The sequence below is a fragment of the Sphaerospermopsis aphanizomenoides BCCUSP55 genome (assembly GCF_001586785.1).
Taxonomy (GTDB): domain Bacteria; phylum Cyanobacteriota; class Cyanobacteriia; order Cyanobacteriales; family Nostocaceae; genus Sphaerospermopsis_A; species Sphaerospermopsis_A aphanizomenoides_A.
This window is the reverse complement of sequence record NZ_LUFH02000075.1, coordinates 1-15,328: the sequence shown is the minus strand read 5'-3', so window position 1 is coordinate 15,328 and position 15,328 is coordinate 1. Positions and strand designations below refer to the sequence as shown.

The window sequence follows — 15,328 nt, the reverse complement described above, 5'->3', positions numbered from 1 at the left end:
GCTTTTAAGCATGAATAGAAAATAGTAGCTTACTTTTGGCTTAAATCAGGGTTTTTATCCGCCAAAAATGACTGTTATTTCCAGGGGTTATTCAATCGCGTTATGGCTTAATTTTACTGGCAATACCCAATTTGTACTCATGGCTACAAATTTAGTCAGGATAAGCTAAACCAGTTCTAGGATCACGAATATATAATCCTAGTGTTAAACTACGCATAACTTCATCCCAAATAGGTGTTAATTGTTCTGCTTGATCTGCCCAATAATCAAAGGTAATCAAACATTGAATATTAGAACCTAAAGCAACACAAGTTCTTGAAAATGCTTCCCTGGGTTCGGCTTGAGTGTCAATAAATTTGATTTGACACCACATAATTTTTGCAGTTTGTCGCTTGACTTGAATGACTTCTCCTCTTTCAATGACATCACGTTTATCATCTTCCATGATTTTTTTTAAAGTGTGTTTGAGGGGAAATAAAGTCCAGTCATTCGGGGGTAGATGATTGTAAGATACCTCTAAACAACAATCATCATTAGGTGGTTTTTTATCCATGAACTTGAATGATTTTTCTTTTGGCTCAAACACCCAACTCTGGGGAACATTAAAGCGAACTGCCCCCCTCCCTGCCACAAAAATTTTATAATCATCAGGCCCTTCCCAGTGATGATTTGGGTCTAATTCTAGGGTTTCTTTAATCCATTGGAGATTGCTTTTTTTACGCTTTGCCATAATTGTAATAAGAATCTAAAATTTTAGTTTACATCAGTCTGATTTTTGGGAATCCGTGCTTTTATGTTTCTGTTTCCAATGCCACATTTTCATAAAGCATTTCTATCGGAAATTCAAATTCAATACTTGATAAGGTGATCATGTCTCCAGTTGTGTAAGGATAATAAAGCCACATTCTTCCTTCTCCTCGACAGTAACGTTCAACGGAGATTTTTTCAGAATCAATCAAGATATATTCTTGTAAAGTGGGCATGGTTAAATAATATCTAAATTTTTCACCTCTATCTTTACTGCTTGTACCAGGGGAAAGAACTTCGACAATTAATTTGGGATTTTGAATAAATTTACGGGCATTGATATCATCAGGGTGACAACTGACGATAAGATCCGGATAAAAGTATGGGCTTTTAGGGGTAATTTGGACTTTTACATCTGATACATTGACTCGACAACCTTTAGAACGCAGATGAGAATATAGAGGTCTGTAAAGATTAAGAGCAATATCATTATGGGGAATTGTACCACCAGTCATGGCGAAGACTTCGCCGTTGATGTATTCATAGCGAATATCCTGGTCAAGTTCCCATGCGAGATATTCCTCAATGGTCATTTTTGCTGGTTGTTGGGGAATGGCTATCATATCAGGATGTTTGCAAGTTTGTCTTGATTATAGCAACAGGGGTAAGATGAGTATTGCAAATAGAGTAAGAGATTTTTAAGCCTGGGTTGAACGTAGCCAGTAACTGACATATCTTTTTCCCCAATTGTTGTAATGAATTGAGGTGAATTTTCATCTTTAAATATCTTTGCAAATGATGCACAAGCTAGTTTATTTAGATTATGCAATGCTTGGAGAAGGGTTGTTTTACCAGCACTGTTTTTTCCTACAAGTCCATGTAATCGGGAATTATCGAAATTGATTTCTGTAAATTTATGGCTTTTAAAATTATGAAGTATTACTTTTTCTAGCATATTTTTATAGATCACAATAATTCAGGAATATGTTCATTTTCATAGTTTTCAATTAATGCACCAATGACTTCCATAAGAGATGCGAGAGGATGAGTTTCATCTCCACCAATTTGATCAATGAGGGTATCAAGTATATTAACCAATTGTTCATATTCCTCTACTGTATGTGGAACAAAAACATTTTCGCCAATGGATGACCAAGCGGTGATAGTTTGATTGATGTTTAGACTTTGCATTATTCTTTTCTTGAATGTACCTCAAAAGCTAAATCTGCACGAGTTAAATTTCGCAGGGTAGGAAATAGTTCTATGGCGTTCATAATTGTCATAGTAGAGAGAATTTTATATTTCTATTTTTCCACAAGTTTCATGATTGTGCATTAGTGAAGCTTCAATAAATTAAATATCATTCTGGGTGATTCTGATTCACACGGCTGATTTCAGTGTTGATATGATTATCAATACTATTAGTTATCCATTCACATACTTCGTTATGATTTCTTTTTGAGTTGATCAAATATTGAATTATCTTATACCAAATAAATCTAGAGGCAAGAAAGGCAATAGTAGCTGTTATTCCCAAACTAATTAAAGCTATAATTGCCATTAATAACCACGATATTACAGGAATCTGCAAATCAAAAGATAAGAGAAAAATCAGTGGTCTAACAACTAGTGAAGCAATCACAAAAGATAAGGGTATTAAGATTAATTCACAAACCGCTAAAAGACAAGCAGCAACTACTTTAGGATTACTTTTATTAACCTCTAACAGTGAACGATAATTTTTAGGAATAACTTTAATTCCTGTGTTGTAATTATAGAGAAAAATTAGCTTATTTTCTTTGTCACTTAGCTCTCGATACCATACTCCAGTTACACGATGACTATCCCGAACATTAAAATCGAGACCTGTCGTATCCATTTCTACTTCACCACCATTATCAGCAATTAAATAAAAGCGATGACGAGTATTAACTTTTGAGGAAACGTGCATTGATCCACTACCACTTCCTTGATAAACATGGGAATAACCAGAACCACTCACATGGGTTTCTGACCAAGTTGTTGTTCCTTTAGCTTCTCCTGTGATAAACGTTAGTTGATATTTTTCACTTAAATCGGAGGGAGATGTATTTGATGCCATGTTGATTTACCCCATGTTTGGATTGTTATGACTTTGTAAAAATTGACTCTTTATGGAGAAAGATTATAGTAATAATTACAAAATTTAGCGTCACCTCGACAGTCAGTATAAATTCTAGGATCAGGATTTTCTTTACTGTCTCCTAATTCAGAATAATCCTCTGAGCAAGAATCTGATTGTTTACAACTAGGATTATCTGAGGATGTATCTAATTGAAATATATCTGGGATTTTTCCGTATTTCTGAAAAAGGTCACGAGTTCCTTGCAGCCGATCGCTTCCTTTAGTTTTTATCGTTAAATTTTGCTTTGCAGTATATTTTTCACAAGACCATTTATAGGAAATTGATCCATATTTATCTTCATTTTTCACAGTTTTACAGTTGAATCCAATGCCAGTTTTTGATGGCTTAAAAATATAGGAATTATCTTGAGATTGATTAGCTCGATTACCAGGAATTAAATAGTTAGACATTGGACAATTTTGGGATCTTGTGTTTGAGGATTGACAAGTCAAATACGAGTAAATGATCCACTTGGCCTGGCGATCGCCATCTAAACAAATCAATAAGTGACCAGCGCCAACATGAGAAGCATCTCCCCCACCTCTATTGATTTCAATTTGCTGATTAGTAGAACATTGTAAAAGATTATTAGATTTTACCTCTCGATAATAAACAAAACCAGATGCTAGGGTTGGAGAAGATCGCAGCAATGTGAACCATACTATTATCAATATTAAAATAGAGAAATTGTTCATGTCCGTTAACTCCAAGTTAATTCTGAGATCATTTTGCTAAAATCTCTTGAAAATTCGGGTATATCATCGTCTGATTATTAACAGAAAGTACAGGTATGTCTACTTTTTTTAACCCGTAATTATTTTGTTTTAGTAAAGCCCAAAATTCTTTTTCTATTGCAGGATATTTTAGATCTTTGACAGAGAAAGTAATTCCCCTTCTTTGCAAGCCTTTTATTATTTTCTGCGAGTAGTTATCATCTTGCTTTGTGTAAATAATGACAGGGTTGACTTTGGAATTTTGGATAGCAGATTGAGACGATTTAGGGGATCTAGATAATTCTGCTAACACCTGATCAATCCTTACGCCATTAGATGAAATCATAATTGTGTTATTAACTTCTACGGCTGGCAAACGGTAGCTACTGGGCAAATTAATATTATTTTCAAAAGATAATTGAGCAATTTCTTCATCCGTTGCTTTAAGATCAACACTTTTGAAGGTATAAGGAATTTTCTTTGATTTTAATTCCTTCATCAATAGTTGAGTAATGGGGCAATTCGTCCTACCAAAGACTGTCACAGATTGATTTTTATCCGCTTGAGCTAATTGGACAGATTGTAAATTTAATTTTTGTTTGTGAACTCCAGAAACTTTAGCAAAAGGATTATTAATTTCGCCGAAAACTTCGACAGCATTCCCTGGAAATATTGTCCCTAACAAAAAAATACTAGAAGCCGCAATATTTTGAAAAATAAATCGAAAATTAAACATGATTAATTGACTCCTATTTGCTTTTTTTAAACCCACTAACTTTGCCGCGACATTCAATTTCTTTGCCGTTTTCAATAAAGCGTTGGACAAATTCACCAGAAAGTTGTCCTTTACGCCAAGTGCCTTTCATTTCAACGTCTCCAGCACTTGCAACCCACTGCATCGGTTCAGTACCTGGTTCTACCCGTCCTCCAAATAGACCACTCCCGTGATATCCACCTCTTGGTGGGTCATTTGGCCATATGATACTTTGTCCCTGTCCATCCATAATTCCGTCGGAGTTAATTTTGATCCCTTTCGTTTGCCAATAAGTACTACCAGTTTTTCGACAACCTGGTTGAGAAGATGTAGACCAAGACGAAGCTTGTTCTGTGCGTAAGTCAAATGAATAGTTTCCTGCCACGTTTACCAAAGGGCAACTAGTTGTAGCCGCAACGATTAAGGCTAGTAAAGGTTTATTCATGATTTTGGAGTTTTACGAAAAACTACTACCCTTAATGTATACTTGAACAGTTCTGATATTATCACTTAGCTAAATATATTTTAACAATGCTTATCTAACAACTTTTGAAATAAACTATCAGATGCCCAGAAAGATGTGTTTTTAAGACTTTGAACAGTATTAGATAAATTAATCAGCTTCATACTTGTTGCGATTACCAATTGCTTGGACATCTTCTTCTAAGTCTTCCTCTGTCTATGGCAAGTAAGCCTTTTTATCTTTGAGAAATTGATATGTTTGCCATTGCTATTAGCTACTTAACACTAGGTCTATAAAAAGGTAAAAATCATTATGAAACAGCGAATAACTATTCATCCTGATATTTGCAACGGCACACCGATTATTACTAACACTCGAATTTCTGTACAAACAATTATGGAATTTTGAGGTGCAGGTGATTCTATCGAATAAATTTTGGAAGAATACCCATCTTTAGAACAAGAAGATATTTATGCTTGCATCCAATTCGCAGCCAAATTAATGGCGAATCATTACGAAGTGAAAAAAATTGCATGAATGGGTTTTTATTTGATGAAAATCTCCCCACTAAAATCCAATTTAATCCATCTTTACCCCTCATTCATGTTTCTATTTTAGGGAATAGTCCGAGTGATACACAAATTTGGGAGCATGCCAAGGAAGTTTTACGTAATTCTTAATTACCCCAACAACTCAGACATCTGCTTTCTAGCAAGCGCCTGTTTCAGTAACTCAACCTCAGCCCTTAACCGGGCATTCTCCTCTTTCAAAGCTTCAACATCATCTCTTTTATCAACAGCCAATCTCATAACTTTCTTCCGATTCTCCAAACTAAACCACTTCTGATAAACCTCAGTGTGAATCTCCACGGAATGCCCCAAATTATCAGCAGCCGCTTTAATTGGTACACCCATAATATGCGCTCTAATCGCCCAAGCATGGCGTAAATCATAAGGGGTAAAAGGAATATTTACCCGTCTAAACCAAGATGAACAATTAACCCTGATAGTGTTGATATCAGTAAAACTAGTCTTACCATTCACCTGAATTTTCAACAATTCCAAAAACTCAGGATTCTTCAAATCAAACAACTCAACCCAATCAGGATGTAAAGGTAAAGCTTCCCTATATCCTGTTTTAGTTTCCGGTGCAACCTTCCAAGTATTATCGGTATTTTCAGAACTTAGCCACCAATTAATATCAGGATTGACAAATACCTCACGTGGACGTAACCCATAAGTAGCAAGCATCCCATACACCCACTGCCACATCTTCCAACTTTCTAAAAAATCTCTTCTAATAGTTCCTTTTCTGGAAACAGAATAGTTGTAAAAATTATGATACAAATTAACCACATCCTCATCACTGGGAATATCCCTAACTTGAGATTGTGGTTTTTTAATTTTGATATTTTCTAGGGTGAAGGTAGTTAAATTTAAAGTATTTCTGAGAACCTTTAAAGTTTTAATTGCATTTTGTTTAGCGTGTTCATTCTGTAAATTGGCAATTACTGAATCTATTGATTCTTGAGTTAATACCGTATCTAAACCCACATAGCGTTTTAAGTAATCTTGGTAATAAAAAAAAGTGTGTTGACTTTTCTCTGTTAACTTATGAGTTTTAAAATATGCAAATTTAAATTCTTCTAAAATTTCTCCAACATTTTTGACCCTATCCTTGACCTTGGCAAGTTTACCTAAATATTTATCAGTCCATTCAAACTGTCTACGGGCTATGAGTTTACCTAGTTCTTGCGCTTCTTCCTCAGCAGTTTTGACCCCATCCAAACTGGCAGGGATGCCCAAGGAAATTTTGTACTGTTTATACCCAATTCCAGTTCGGTCGGTGTCTCCTGGCTTAATTGGTAATGATGCTTGCAGTTGGATAGAGTCCTTTGCTACCACTAAACCAACTTTTACCTTACCTGCTTTGAGCCGTGCCTTAACCTCTGCGATCGCCTTTTGAAATTTCTTATCTAAATATTGTTGAGTTGCTGCCATCTGCCTTTGAGTTCCTAAGTAACTGCCATCGGTAGAAGCAGGAGGCACAAAGCCATCAAAAATGCCCTGATCAGAGATTTCCATCGGTGTCTTAAATTTGGCTTAAAATTTAGTCCATTTTCCGTTCAGTGGGAACAATGTTCAAATCGAGCAAAGTTAGACTTGGACTAAATTTCAGTTTACACCATCATTAACTCATATTCTGCACAGGGTATACCATAAGCTTCTTCCATGTGACGGCTGATGTAGTTCATCGAGCGGTAACAGTGGATGAGGTTCATCTTCACGTTGGGGGTCATCAACATTTCGTTGATAGTACCGTCACCAGACCACTGAGCAACAACACGCAAACCAATTTCTTCTAACAGAATCCGGCTTGCCCAAGCATCACCACCGATGTTATAGTCACCGATGATTGCTACGTCGTAAGGGGTAGACTCAAACTTGAGGGTACCATCTTTCTTAGCTTGATCTGCTCTGGGGAATACCCAGTCACGAATCATGTCGTTAGCGATGTGGTGTCCTAAAGACTGAGACACACCACGGAAACCTTCGCAACGGACAGGAATAACTGGCTTACCGATGGTTTTGGATGTCTTCTTAGCTACTGCTTCGATGTCATCCCCAATTAGACCGATGGGACATTCAGATTGAATAGAAACCCCACGGTTTAAGGGGAATAATACGTCTAATTCTTCAATTAGTTTGATTAGTTTCTTGTCACCACCGAACACGATGTCGCGTTCTTGGAAGTCGGAGGTGAAGTGCATAGTACCGAAGGTATCAACACCTGTTGTACCTAAGTAGTAGTTACGACGACCAGACCAAGACCAGTAACCGCAACCAACAGGACCGTGGCTGATGTGGATCATGTCCTTGATAGGACCCCAAACCACACCCTTAGAACCTGCATAAGAACAACCACGAGCGGTCATTACACCAGGTAAGGATTTGATGTTAGATTTAACACCACAATCAGATTTACCTTCTTCGTGTACGTTTAAGTGCTTTTCACGCTTCTTAGCAGCTTTTTCGGGATAAGCTTTGAGAACTTCTTTAATTAGTTCTTTTCTTTCTTCAACAATCTTCTTGTTGTCTGGAGGAGTCATGTCTGGCCTCTTTTGGCTTCTATATCGGTTAGGTAATTATTGGGGACTGAAGTCCCCTGTAGGGAGGGAAGGAAAGGAAGGTAAAAAGGAAATTATGTAGAGTTTTCCTTTTTCCTATTCCTCAATTACTAAATACTACTTAGCAGCAGAAGCGGGCTTACCGATGATTTCTGCGTGCTTGGTGTCATCGTCTAATAGACCGTATTCGATCAACAGAGCTTCTAATTCATCCATTTCCATTGGTGTAGGAATGGTGAGGTTCTTGTTGTTGATGATTTTCTTAGCTAATGCGCGGTATTCTTGGCTTTGGTTGCTGTCAGGAGCGTACTCGTTAACGGTCATACGACGCAATTCTGCGTGTTGAACGATGTTGTCACGAGGTACGAAGTGAATCATTTGGGTGTTCAGACGTTTAGCCAAGTTTTCGATTAACTCGTCTTCACGGTCAACTTTACGGCTGTTACAGATCAAACCACCTAAACGTACACCACCGGAGTGAGCATATTTCAAAATACCACGAGCGATGTTGTTTGCAGCGTACATCGCCATCATTTCACCAGAGGTAACGATGTAGATTTCTTGTGCTTTACCTTCACGGGTAAGATTATTGATATTATCCTCATAGCCTGTAATTGTTTATTTTTAACAATGTTTGCCGCAATCATTGTCTGGAGTAAACAGTTTTTTTATTAGGGTAAATCTAGGGTATGGACAGAACACAGGAAGCATTTGCCGATTTTCACCAAACAGCTATGACCGATGGGGGATATTTAGGCAGAATGCAAGCAGTAAATGAACAAGAAAATCATCTGACGGCAAAATTAACGACAGAATTAAAAGCAATTAATGGTAGACTTAGAGCCGCTAGGGTGAGTGTTTATGTCAGAAAATCCGGTAATTCATTACAGTTGAGAACTACCCTACCCATTAAACCAGGTGATATTGATAAAAACGGTAGCGGCACAAAACAATATGATATTTCTTTGGGTATTCCCTTTAATTTTGATGGGTTAAATACGGCAGAAGAAGAAGCAAATGAACTGGGAAAATTAATAGCCAGAAAACAATTTCAATGGACAGATAAATATTTAGGTAAAACTCGGAAGAAGCTCCAATCTAAAACTATTAGTGATTTGATTGCAGATTTCGAGCAAAATTATTTCCAAACTAGAAAACGCACTCTCAAAAGTGAAAATACTTTTAGTAGTTATTTCTATATTGCTCAAAAGCATTTACCAAAAGATAAATCTGCTATCAATGCTAATTTTATTGAAGCTGTGCAAACTTGCTCTTCTTCCGATAGTGTAAAAAATGAGTTAATTAAAGTAATTAGAGTTTTGTGTAAATGTTCTGGTTTAGAAGTTCCAGAATTAAGTAATTTAAAAATTAAAGCTACTGCAAAACGTAAACGTGATATACCCACTGATGCAGAAATAGAACAAGAATATTTGAAGTTTGAAAATTACGCTATTAACCGACCAAGTAAGTTAACAACTAGAGAAGATAGGAATAATTGGAAATTGTGGCGATGGGTTTATGGAATGTTAGCAACTTATGGTTTAAGACCGATTGAAATTTTTGTCAATCCTGATTTAAATTGGTGGTTATCACCAGAAAATACTATGAATACATGGCGTGTTAATGAAGAATGTAAAACCGGAGAAAGGGAATCTTTACCATTATATCCCCGTTGGGTGGAAGAGTTTAATTTAAAAATGGATACAGAAGCAATTGAGTTATTAAAAGCGAAAATTAAAGATAAAGTTACAAGTCGAGAAATTAACTCTGCGCGACATGGTACAGATAGATGGTTTCGATTTGTGGAAATTCCTTTTCAACCCTATGATTTACGTCACGCTTGGGCAATTCGAGCGCATTTAATGGGGATTCCGATTAAAGCTGCTGCTGATAATTTGGGTCATTCTGTGAATATGCACACATCCATTTATCAAAAGTGGTTTAGTTTAGAAAATCGTAAGGTTGCAATTGAGGAAGCGATTAAGAAAAAATCGAAGGTGGAAGATTTACAAGATATGGTAATAAAGCTGGAACAGGAAAATGAGAGGTTGAGAATTGATAATGAAAGATTAAGGTTACAGATAGGAAATCAAAGTTTGATGAACCTGATTAATTAAAATCAAAATATGTTGGATTGCACTGTTGCTTAACCCAACCTACATAAGTTAATATTTTACGATTACTTTTTGAATGTTACTCTAAATCTTCTAATTACAGATGATCTTTCTTGATCTAAATAATCTTCAAAATCTATTAATGATAAACCTGCATCTACAAATTTCATCAGGTCATCTTGAGTTAATGGATAAGGGACTTTTTCCAGTGCATCTTCCATATTTCTACCACGACAAATTATCAGTAATATACCATCAGGGGCAAGGAAATTTGCGATTAAAGAAATGGCTTGTGAACTTAATGATGTTGGTAATGACTGTAGTGTATATGATTCTAAAATAAAATCAAAAGTTTGATTCCATTCCACAGGAGGATTTAACAAATCAGCTACTAAATAGTTAACATCAGAATTAGGAAATCTATTTTTACACCATTCTATTGCTGAGGGTGAAATATCAAAAGCTGTAACTTGAAAACCACGTTTTGATAATTCTTCAGCATCATCTCCCAAACCACAACCAATTGTTAATGCTGTTTTTCCCTGACCTTGAATATGATGATCATCTAACCATTGAATTAAGTTATGATTAGGTCGCATATCTGCCCAAGGAATAACTGCACTATCATTATTGGCTTGAGAGTAAATTTGTTCAAACCATTCTGTTGGTTTACCTGCTTGAATGTATTCTTGGGCTAGATTCTGCACGTAAGCTCGATTTTCTGTCATATAGATAAGTTGTAAATGATTTGTTGTATTAGTATTGCGATATTCTCTATACTTTTATACTATATTTTTGTCTTGTTTGGGTGATGTTGGGTTGCCTTGCCTCAAGACAATCTGCGGTATAATTGAGTTAAAATAAATTTTTTATAAATGGAATGTTATAAATTATGCCTTATAGTCAGTTTACATCTATTAGTAAGGTTAAAGAAGCTTTCGGACTAAAAACTCAGGAAGGTGGGCGTTTTATTCCAGCTATTGAAAAGATTGAAGTATCTACTACACTCAAGACATATCTGGAGGAAAGTATACCAATTGCATCTTCTGCTAGTGAAAAAGCGCGTTCTGAAGGGATTATTTATCCTGTATTCTTAGAAGTGAGAAAAATATTAACTCGGCAAGTTAGTTTATTTTCTGGTGAAGATTTTACAGTTGATGAATCAGTTGGACTTAATGGAATATGTGATTTTTTATTAAGTCGTTCTTCTGCAGTTTTAGAAATTGAAGCCCCGGTAATTGTGATTGTTGAAGCAAAAAAAGCTGATTTAAGAACTGGGTTTGGACAATGTATTGCAGAGATGGTGGCCGCACAAAGATTTAATGCTGCTAAAAATCGTCCGGGTTCAGTTATTTATGGTTCTATTACCAGTGGTACACAATGGCGTTTTCTGAAGTTGGAAAATGATCTGGTAACTATTGATTTGACTGATTATTCTCTCCCACCTGTGGAAGAAATTTTAGGTATGTTAGTTTGGATGATGGAAAATGGGGGGTAACGAAGGAATTAAAAGTTGAAAATTACTGACCAATTATCTTCAATAAATTTAAAGCTATGACTATAAATATCAATGTTGAACTTCCCAATGATGATTTTTTCATTAGTCAACGATCTCCATTAATGGGTAAAGAACGAATCCGAATCCGATCACGATCAAAAATAATAATACTACCTGAGTCAATACTTTCTTCTAGGTTAGGAAGATTTTTGAGCAAAATTTGTAACTGTTGTTCGGGACGGCGATCGCTATTTCTCCTAAATAAAATTACCGATGGTTGAGCCTCTTGTCGCAGTGCTAATAAAGTACCAAAATCCGTATCGGCTGAAATAACTGTACGATTTTCTTGTGCAGCAATTTCAAAGATTTCAACATCTTCAGATGCTTGCATATTATAATCTCGAACATGAACAGAATCAAAACCAGCTTGTTGTAATCCTCTGGAAATTATGGGTGATAAGGCGTTATCAATTATAAATTTCATGCGCTTAATAAGGGTAATTCTCTTTCTCTTAATGCTTGTGCTGCATAATGTAAGGCTTCCTGAAGATCCTCTATTTCTAAGTCAGGATATGCTGCTAAAATTTCCTGATCTCTCATTCCTTCAGCAAACATAGCAACAACGGTAGCAACAGGAATCCGTAAGTCACGAATACAAGGCACTCCTCCCATTTTATTGGGATTAATTGTAATTCTTGTAAATTTCATGGTTAATCGCTCTCCTAACGATGCTTAACTAATATATTAACACTCACTCCTAGCGTTAGCGTAGCTCACCGCAGGTATCGCACATCCACAACCCACAACATCGGAAAAGCGATCGCTCACCCATAAACCACAATACGGGAAATGCGATCGCTCTCCACAACCCAACATCAGAAATGAGATCGCACCCACAACCCAACATCGGAAAAGCGATCACACCTACACCACAAAACCCAAAAATGCGATCGCACATAACCCAAAACAGCAGAAAAGCAATCGCACTCCACAAACCACAACATTGGAAATGCGTTAATGTTCGTGTTGTATTAAAATCCTTACACAGTCATAGCTTCTTATTCTGCCGAAAAGCCCAGCTATATACAGTTGTAGACATCGTTCACAGATAAAACTCAGCACATCAGAGGTAAGAGGTTGCTATTTTAGGAATCAGTATTTCTGAAATGTTGAGTTAAAGAGAGTTAAATGATGTCAAATCACGAATCTAGATTAGGATTGGATAAATATGTACAGGCAATCCGCGAAAGTGGACTATCCATATATGATTATATTAATGTTGGTGATCGCAATCTTTGGATACCAACACCAGATTTAGAAATATTAATTGATGCAGCTTTAAGAGGAATTTCTCTGCAAGGGTTACCCCTAAGAACTCGATCTAAATTTGTTAAAGAACTTATATGTCAAACTCTTGGATATCCCATCCCCAATTCATTCAAGAAAACTAAACCTCGCTTTCCCGGCCAATTTTTCGACACTTACATTCAAAAGTCTAATAATTTGCAGATTTGGAATGATGAGCCTGAAGCAACAAGAAGATATGTATTAATCAGAGTGAATAGTGATGATTTAATCACCAAAGTTAAAGCTGTAACAGGAGACACCCTAGCAAAGCTTGACACTACAGGAACTTTGACTCAAAAGTATCAGGCAAAACTATTAACTGGACAAGTTGATGCGGAATTAGTCACTAATCAAGATTCAAATTTGCTTTTACCTTTTCTTAATACTAACTTTGATTTGCGGTTAATTACTAGTCCTATAAATTACCCTAAAATGGGTGAAATTTTGCCAATTAGCGAAATTTTTAATCGCTTAGTCCCGTTAATTGGACAGTCTATAGTTGATATTGGATATGACCAAGAACGCAATCGTGGAGCAATATTGCATAGGCTTATATGTCAACAATTAGGCTATCAAAATTATCAAGATGATGGGCGATTTCCTGATATACGCCACCAATTACTAGAAGTAAAACTTCAAACTTCACCAACAATTGATCTTGGATTAGTTTGTCCAGATAGTAACAATCCTCTTGATGTACCAAAGATAGGTGATTGTCAAATTCGTCATTGTGATGTTAGGTATGGAATTTTTTATGCTGTCAGAAATGGTGATAATCTTACCATCACAAATTTTTATTTGACAACCGGTGAAAGATTTTTTAGCAGATTTCCCCAATTTCAAGGAAAAGTCCTAAATAAGAAACTGCAAATACCGTTACCGACTAATTTCTTCGACAGCTAATCCAAATGATTCCCAAATCATAGAATCTAATTCTCTCCAAAGCATATCTGCTTCCAAGGAGGGAATTAGGTTGTATATATCTTGAGATTTTTTAATAATCTCTCTTCCTATGTGACTATGAGGATTAGGGATAGGAAAATGTTCGACATATTGAGTCATAAAACGTCTTCTTCCAGCATAAAGTTTGTTATGAAATCGGTGGTCATAGAAATGTTCAATAAAAGTAGAGTTAGCAACAGCTACAGCTAACCATAATAATTCTATATCCTGGGGATTTTTGCTCATCAACCAATAACAATCCCCATTAATTACAGAACCACTCAAATCAATCCAAAAAGTAGGCTTTTCAGAAATATCACGGAATACTAATTTAGGATATTGCCAAGCTAATGGGTCTTGGGAAACCCAAATTTCATACCATTTCCTTCCTGCATTAATAACATATTTGCGGTTTTCAAGCTGAGTGCGGTAAAGTTCTAAATATGCTTGACTACGAGGATATAAAGAAATATCAACTGCTTCCCTACGACCTTCTACTACTGCATGGGGATAGAGAATTTGCTTAGGGTGATCTAGCTCAATAGCTTTAAATCTTCTGGCAATATGATGAGTAGTTACTAATTTTAAAATTTCTGGTCTTTCTACTTCAGGTATTTTCTGCCAATCAGATCGAATAAAGACTTTATCAGCACAAGTTTTTACTCCAACTCGAATATCTCCGATATCGCGGAAAGTTCCCCAAGTATGAGACTCAACGGTTTTCAACCAACTGTCAATTGTTGTTGTGGTTATAGACCAAATTCCACCATTATTGATGTTACTATTGAGTTGACCATGTTTTACTAAAAAACATCTACCATCACTGATTTTTATATTTCCTTCTTTAGATAAAGCTGTAATGGGATTTTCAGCAAATTCTTGAGCAGTATTTTTAGTTTCATAAATAGATGTAAAAGCTGTAAAATTTTCTTTTCGTGTATTTTTCCCTTCCACTAAAAGCACAGCAGGTAAAACTGCGGCTGGAAATAGCTTTGTATCTCCCAAATCCCATACGTGATGAATATTAAAGTTATTTAAAATAGCTTGTCTAACTGCAAATCCTGATTTAACAGTCATAAATCGGTTAGAAGTAATTATTCCAGCTACACCTTGAGGATCTAGAACTGAAGCAATACCTAGAATAAAAGCATAGTAAATATCTATCCGCCCTGATAAACCAAACTGTTTGGCTATTTTTTGAGCTTGTGTTCCTCCTATAATTTGTGTGCGAACATAAGGAGGGTTAGCTATAATTACATCATAAGTTTGAGACAAAACAGGCTCAAATAAGCTAGGATTTTGATATTTTTCTCGTTGCAAAGCAGCATAAACTAAGAAGTTTTTATTCCAAAATTTACACTTTATTTTGGGAAATTCAATTCTTATATTATCTTTCGCAATTTCTAAAGCTTCAGAGTTAGTATCAAAAGCACATACTTCTAAATTTGAAATTTTGTGT

General features: G+C 35.9%; 17 protein-coding genes and 3 pseudogenes. 4 read left to right on the top strand and 16 right to left on the bottom strand.

Annotated features, from left to right (window positions below):
- Positions 1–151: 151 nt before the first annotated feature.
- The 8 genes from A0J48_RS18350 to A0J48_RS18315 all read right to left on the bottom strand — a co-directional run bounded on the left by A0J48_RS18350 (position 152) and on the right by A0J48_RS18315 (position 4,823).
- Positions 152–730 carry a hypothetical protein gene (locus tag A0J48_RS18350; RefSeq protein ID WP_200325565.1) on the bottom strand — a complete coding sequence of 193 codons (579 nt, stop codon included), beginning with the start codon at positions 728–730 and terminating at the stop codon, positions 152–154.
- Positions 731–791: 61 nt separating this feature from the next.
- Positions 792–1,370 carry a Uma2 family endonuclease gene (locus tag A0J48_RS18345; RefSeq protein WP_200325563.1) on the bottom strand — a complete coding sequence of 193 codons (579 nt, stop codon included), beginning with the start codon at positions 1,368–1,370 and terminating at the stop codon, positions 792–794.
- The gene (locus tag A0J48_RS18340; protein WP_200325561.1) at positions 1,367–1,702 is read right to left on the bottom strand and encodes an AAA family ATPase; all 336 of its coding nucleotides are present in this window, start codon (positions 1,700–1,702) and stop codon (positions 1,367–1,369) included. The genes A0J48_RS18345 and A0J48_RS18340 overlap by 4 nt, the downstream gene beginning before the upstream one ends.
- 11 nt (positions 1,703–1,713) lie before the next feature.
- The gene (locus A0J48_RS18335) at positions 1,714–1,938 is read right to left on the bottom strand and encodes a hypothetical protein (protein ID WP_200325559.1); all 225 of its coding nucleotides are present in this window, start codon (positions 1,936–1,938) and stop codon (positions 1,714–1,716) included.
- Between the two features lie 169 nt (positions 1,939–2,107).
- On the bottom strand, positions 2,108–2,848 hold the full coding sequence (locus A0J48_RS18330) for a hypothetical protein (protein WP_200325557.1): 741 nt from the start codon (positions 2,846–2,848) through the stop codon (positions 2,108–2,110).
- A 50-nt stretch (positions 2,849–2,898) separates the two neighbouring features.
- Positions 2,899–3,606 carry a hypothetical protein gene (locus A0J48_RS18325; protein ID WP_200325555.1) on the bottom strand — a complete coding sequence of 236 codons (708 nt, stop codon included), beginning with the start codon at positions 3,604–3,606 and terminating at the stop codon, positions 2,899–2,901.
- Between the two features lie 28 nt (positions 3,607–3,634).
- Positions 3,635–4,360 carry a thioredoxin domain-containing protein gene (locus tag A0J48_RS18320; protein WP_200325553.1) on the bottom strand — a complete coding sequence of 242 codons (726 nt, stop codon included), beginning with the start codon at positions 4,358–4,360 and terminating at the stop codon, positions 3,635–3,637.
- Between the two features lie 13 nt (positions 4,361–4,373).
- A complete protein-coding gene (locus A0J48_RS18315; RefSeq protein ID WP_200325552.1) occupies positions 4,374–4,823 on the bottom strand; it encodes a hypothetical protein in 450 nt (149 codons plus the stop codon).
- A 330-nt stretch (positions 4,824–5,153) separates the two neighbouring features.
- Between A0J48_RS18315 and A0J48_RS27640 the strand changes: the two are divergent.
- Positions 5,154–5,378 (top strand): annotated as a pseudogene (locus A0J48_RS27640) (DUF433 domain-containing protein).
- A 143-nt stretch (positions 5,379–5,521) separates the two neighbouring features.
- Here the strand turns inward: A0J48_RS27640 and A0J48_RS18305 are convergent.
- From A0J48_RS18305 to nifH, 3 genes and pseudogenes are all read right to left on the bottom strand, one after another.
- Complete coding sequence (locus A0J48_RS18305) at positions 5,522–6,925, bottom strand: site-specific integrase (RefSeq protein ID WP_200325550.1); 1,404 nt, start codon at positions 6,923–6,925, stop codon at positions 5,522–5,524.
- A 113-nt stretch (positions 6,926–7,038) separates the two neighbouring features.
- Positions 7,039–7,950: pseudogene (locus A0J48_RS18300) on the bottom strand (nitrogenase component 1); the annotation flags it as partial.
- 135 nt (positions 7,951–8,085) lie between these two features.
- Positions 8,086–8,547: pseudogene (gene nifH / locus A0J48_RS18295) on the bottom strand (nitrogenase reductase); the annotation flags it as partial.
- A gap of 110 nt (positions 8,548–8,657) precedes the next feature.
- Between nifH and A0J48_RS18290 the strand changes: the two are divergent.
- Entirely contained in the window at positions 8,658–10,085 is a 1,428-nt protein-coding gene (locus A0J48_RS18290; protein ID WP_200325546.1) for an integrase, read from the top strand.
- Positions 10,086–10,147: 62 nt separating this feature from the next.
- Here the strand turns inward: A0J48_RS18290 and A0J48_RS18285 are convergent, their stop codons facing one another.
- Complete coding sequence (locus tag A0J48_RS18285; protein WP_200325544.1) at positions 10,148–10,810, bottom strand: class I SAM-dependent methyltransferase; 663 nt, start codon at positions 10,808–10,810, stop codon at positions 10,148–10,150.
- Positions 10,811–10,974: 164 nt separating this feature from the next.
- Between A0J48_RS18285 and A0J48_RS18280 the strand changes: the two genes are divergently transcribed.
- On the top strand, positions 10,975–11,580 hold the full coding sequence (locus A0J48_RS18280) for a hypothetical protein (protein ID WP_200325542.1): 606 nt from the start codon (positions 10,975–10,977) through the stop codon (positions 11,578–11,580).
- 106 nt (positions 11,581–11,686) lie between these two features.
- Here A0J48_RS18280 and A0J48_RS18275 read toward each other — a convergent pair whose 3' ends face one another.
- From A0J48_RS18275 to A0J48_RS18265, 3 genes are read right to left on the bottom strand one after another with little or no spacing between them, the layout of a single operon-like run.
- Complete coding sequence (locus A0J48_RS18275; RefSeq protein WP_200325540.1) at positions 11,687–12,064, bottom strand: DUF5615 family PIN-like protein; 378 nt, start codon at positions 12,062–12,064, stop codon at positions 11,687–11,689.
- On the bottom strand, positions 12,061–12,288 hold the full coding sequence (locus tag A0J48_RS18270; RefSeq protein ID WP_200325538.1) for a DUF433 domain-containing protein: 228 nt from the start codon (positions 12,286–12,288) through the stop codon (positions 12,061–12,063). The genes A0J48_RS18275 and A0J48_RS18270 overlap by 4 nt, the downstream gene beginning before the upstream one ends.
- Positions 12,289–12,343: 55 nt before the next feature.
- Positions 12,344–12,574 (bottom strand): hypothetical protein, encoded by a 231-nt coding sequence (locus A0J48_RS18265; protein WP_200325536.1) that lies wholly within the window; start codon positions 12,572–12,574, stop codon positions 12,344–12,346.
- Between the two features lie 194 nt (positions 12,575–12,768).
- Here A0J48_RS18265 and A0J48_RS18260 point away from each other — a divergent pair, with 194 nt between their 5' ends.
- On the top strand, positions 12,769–13,830 hold the full coding sequence (locus tag A0J48_RS18260; protein ID WP_234301010.1) for a restriction endonuclease: 1,062 nt from the start codon (positions 12,769–12,771) through the stop codon (positions 13,828–13,830).
- Here A0J48_RS18260 and A0J48_RS18255 read toward each other — a convergent pair.
- A partial coding sequence (locus tag A0J48_RS18255; protein WP_200325534.1) for an Eco57I restriction-modification methylase domain-containing protein occupies positions 13,804–15,328 on the bottom strand: 1,525 nt, incomplete at its 5' end. The two genes, A0J48_RS18260 and A0J48_RS18255, sit on opposite strands and share 27 nt — an antisense overlap.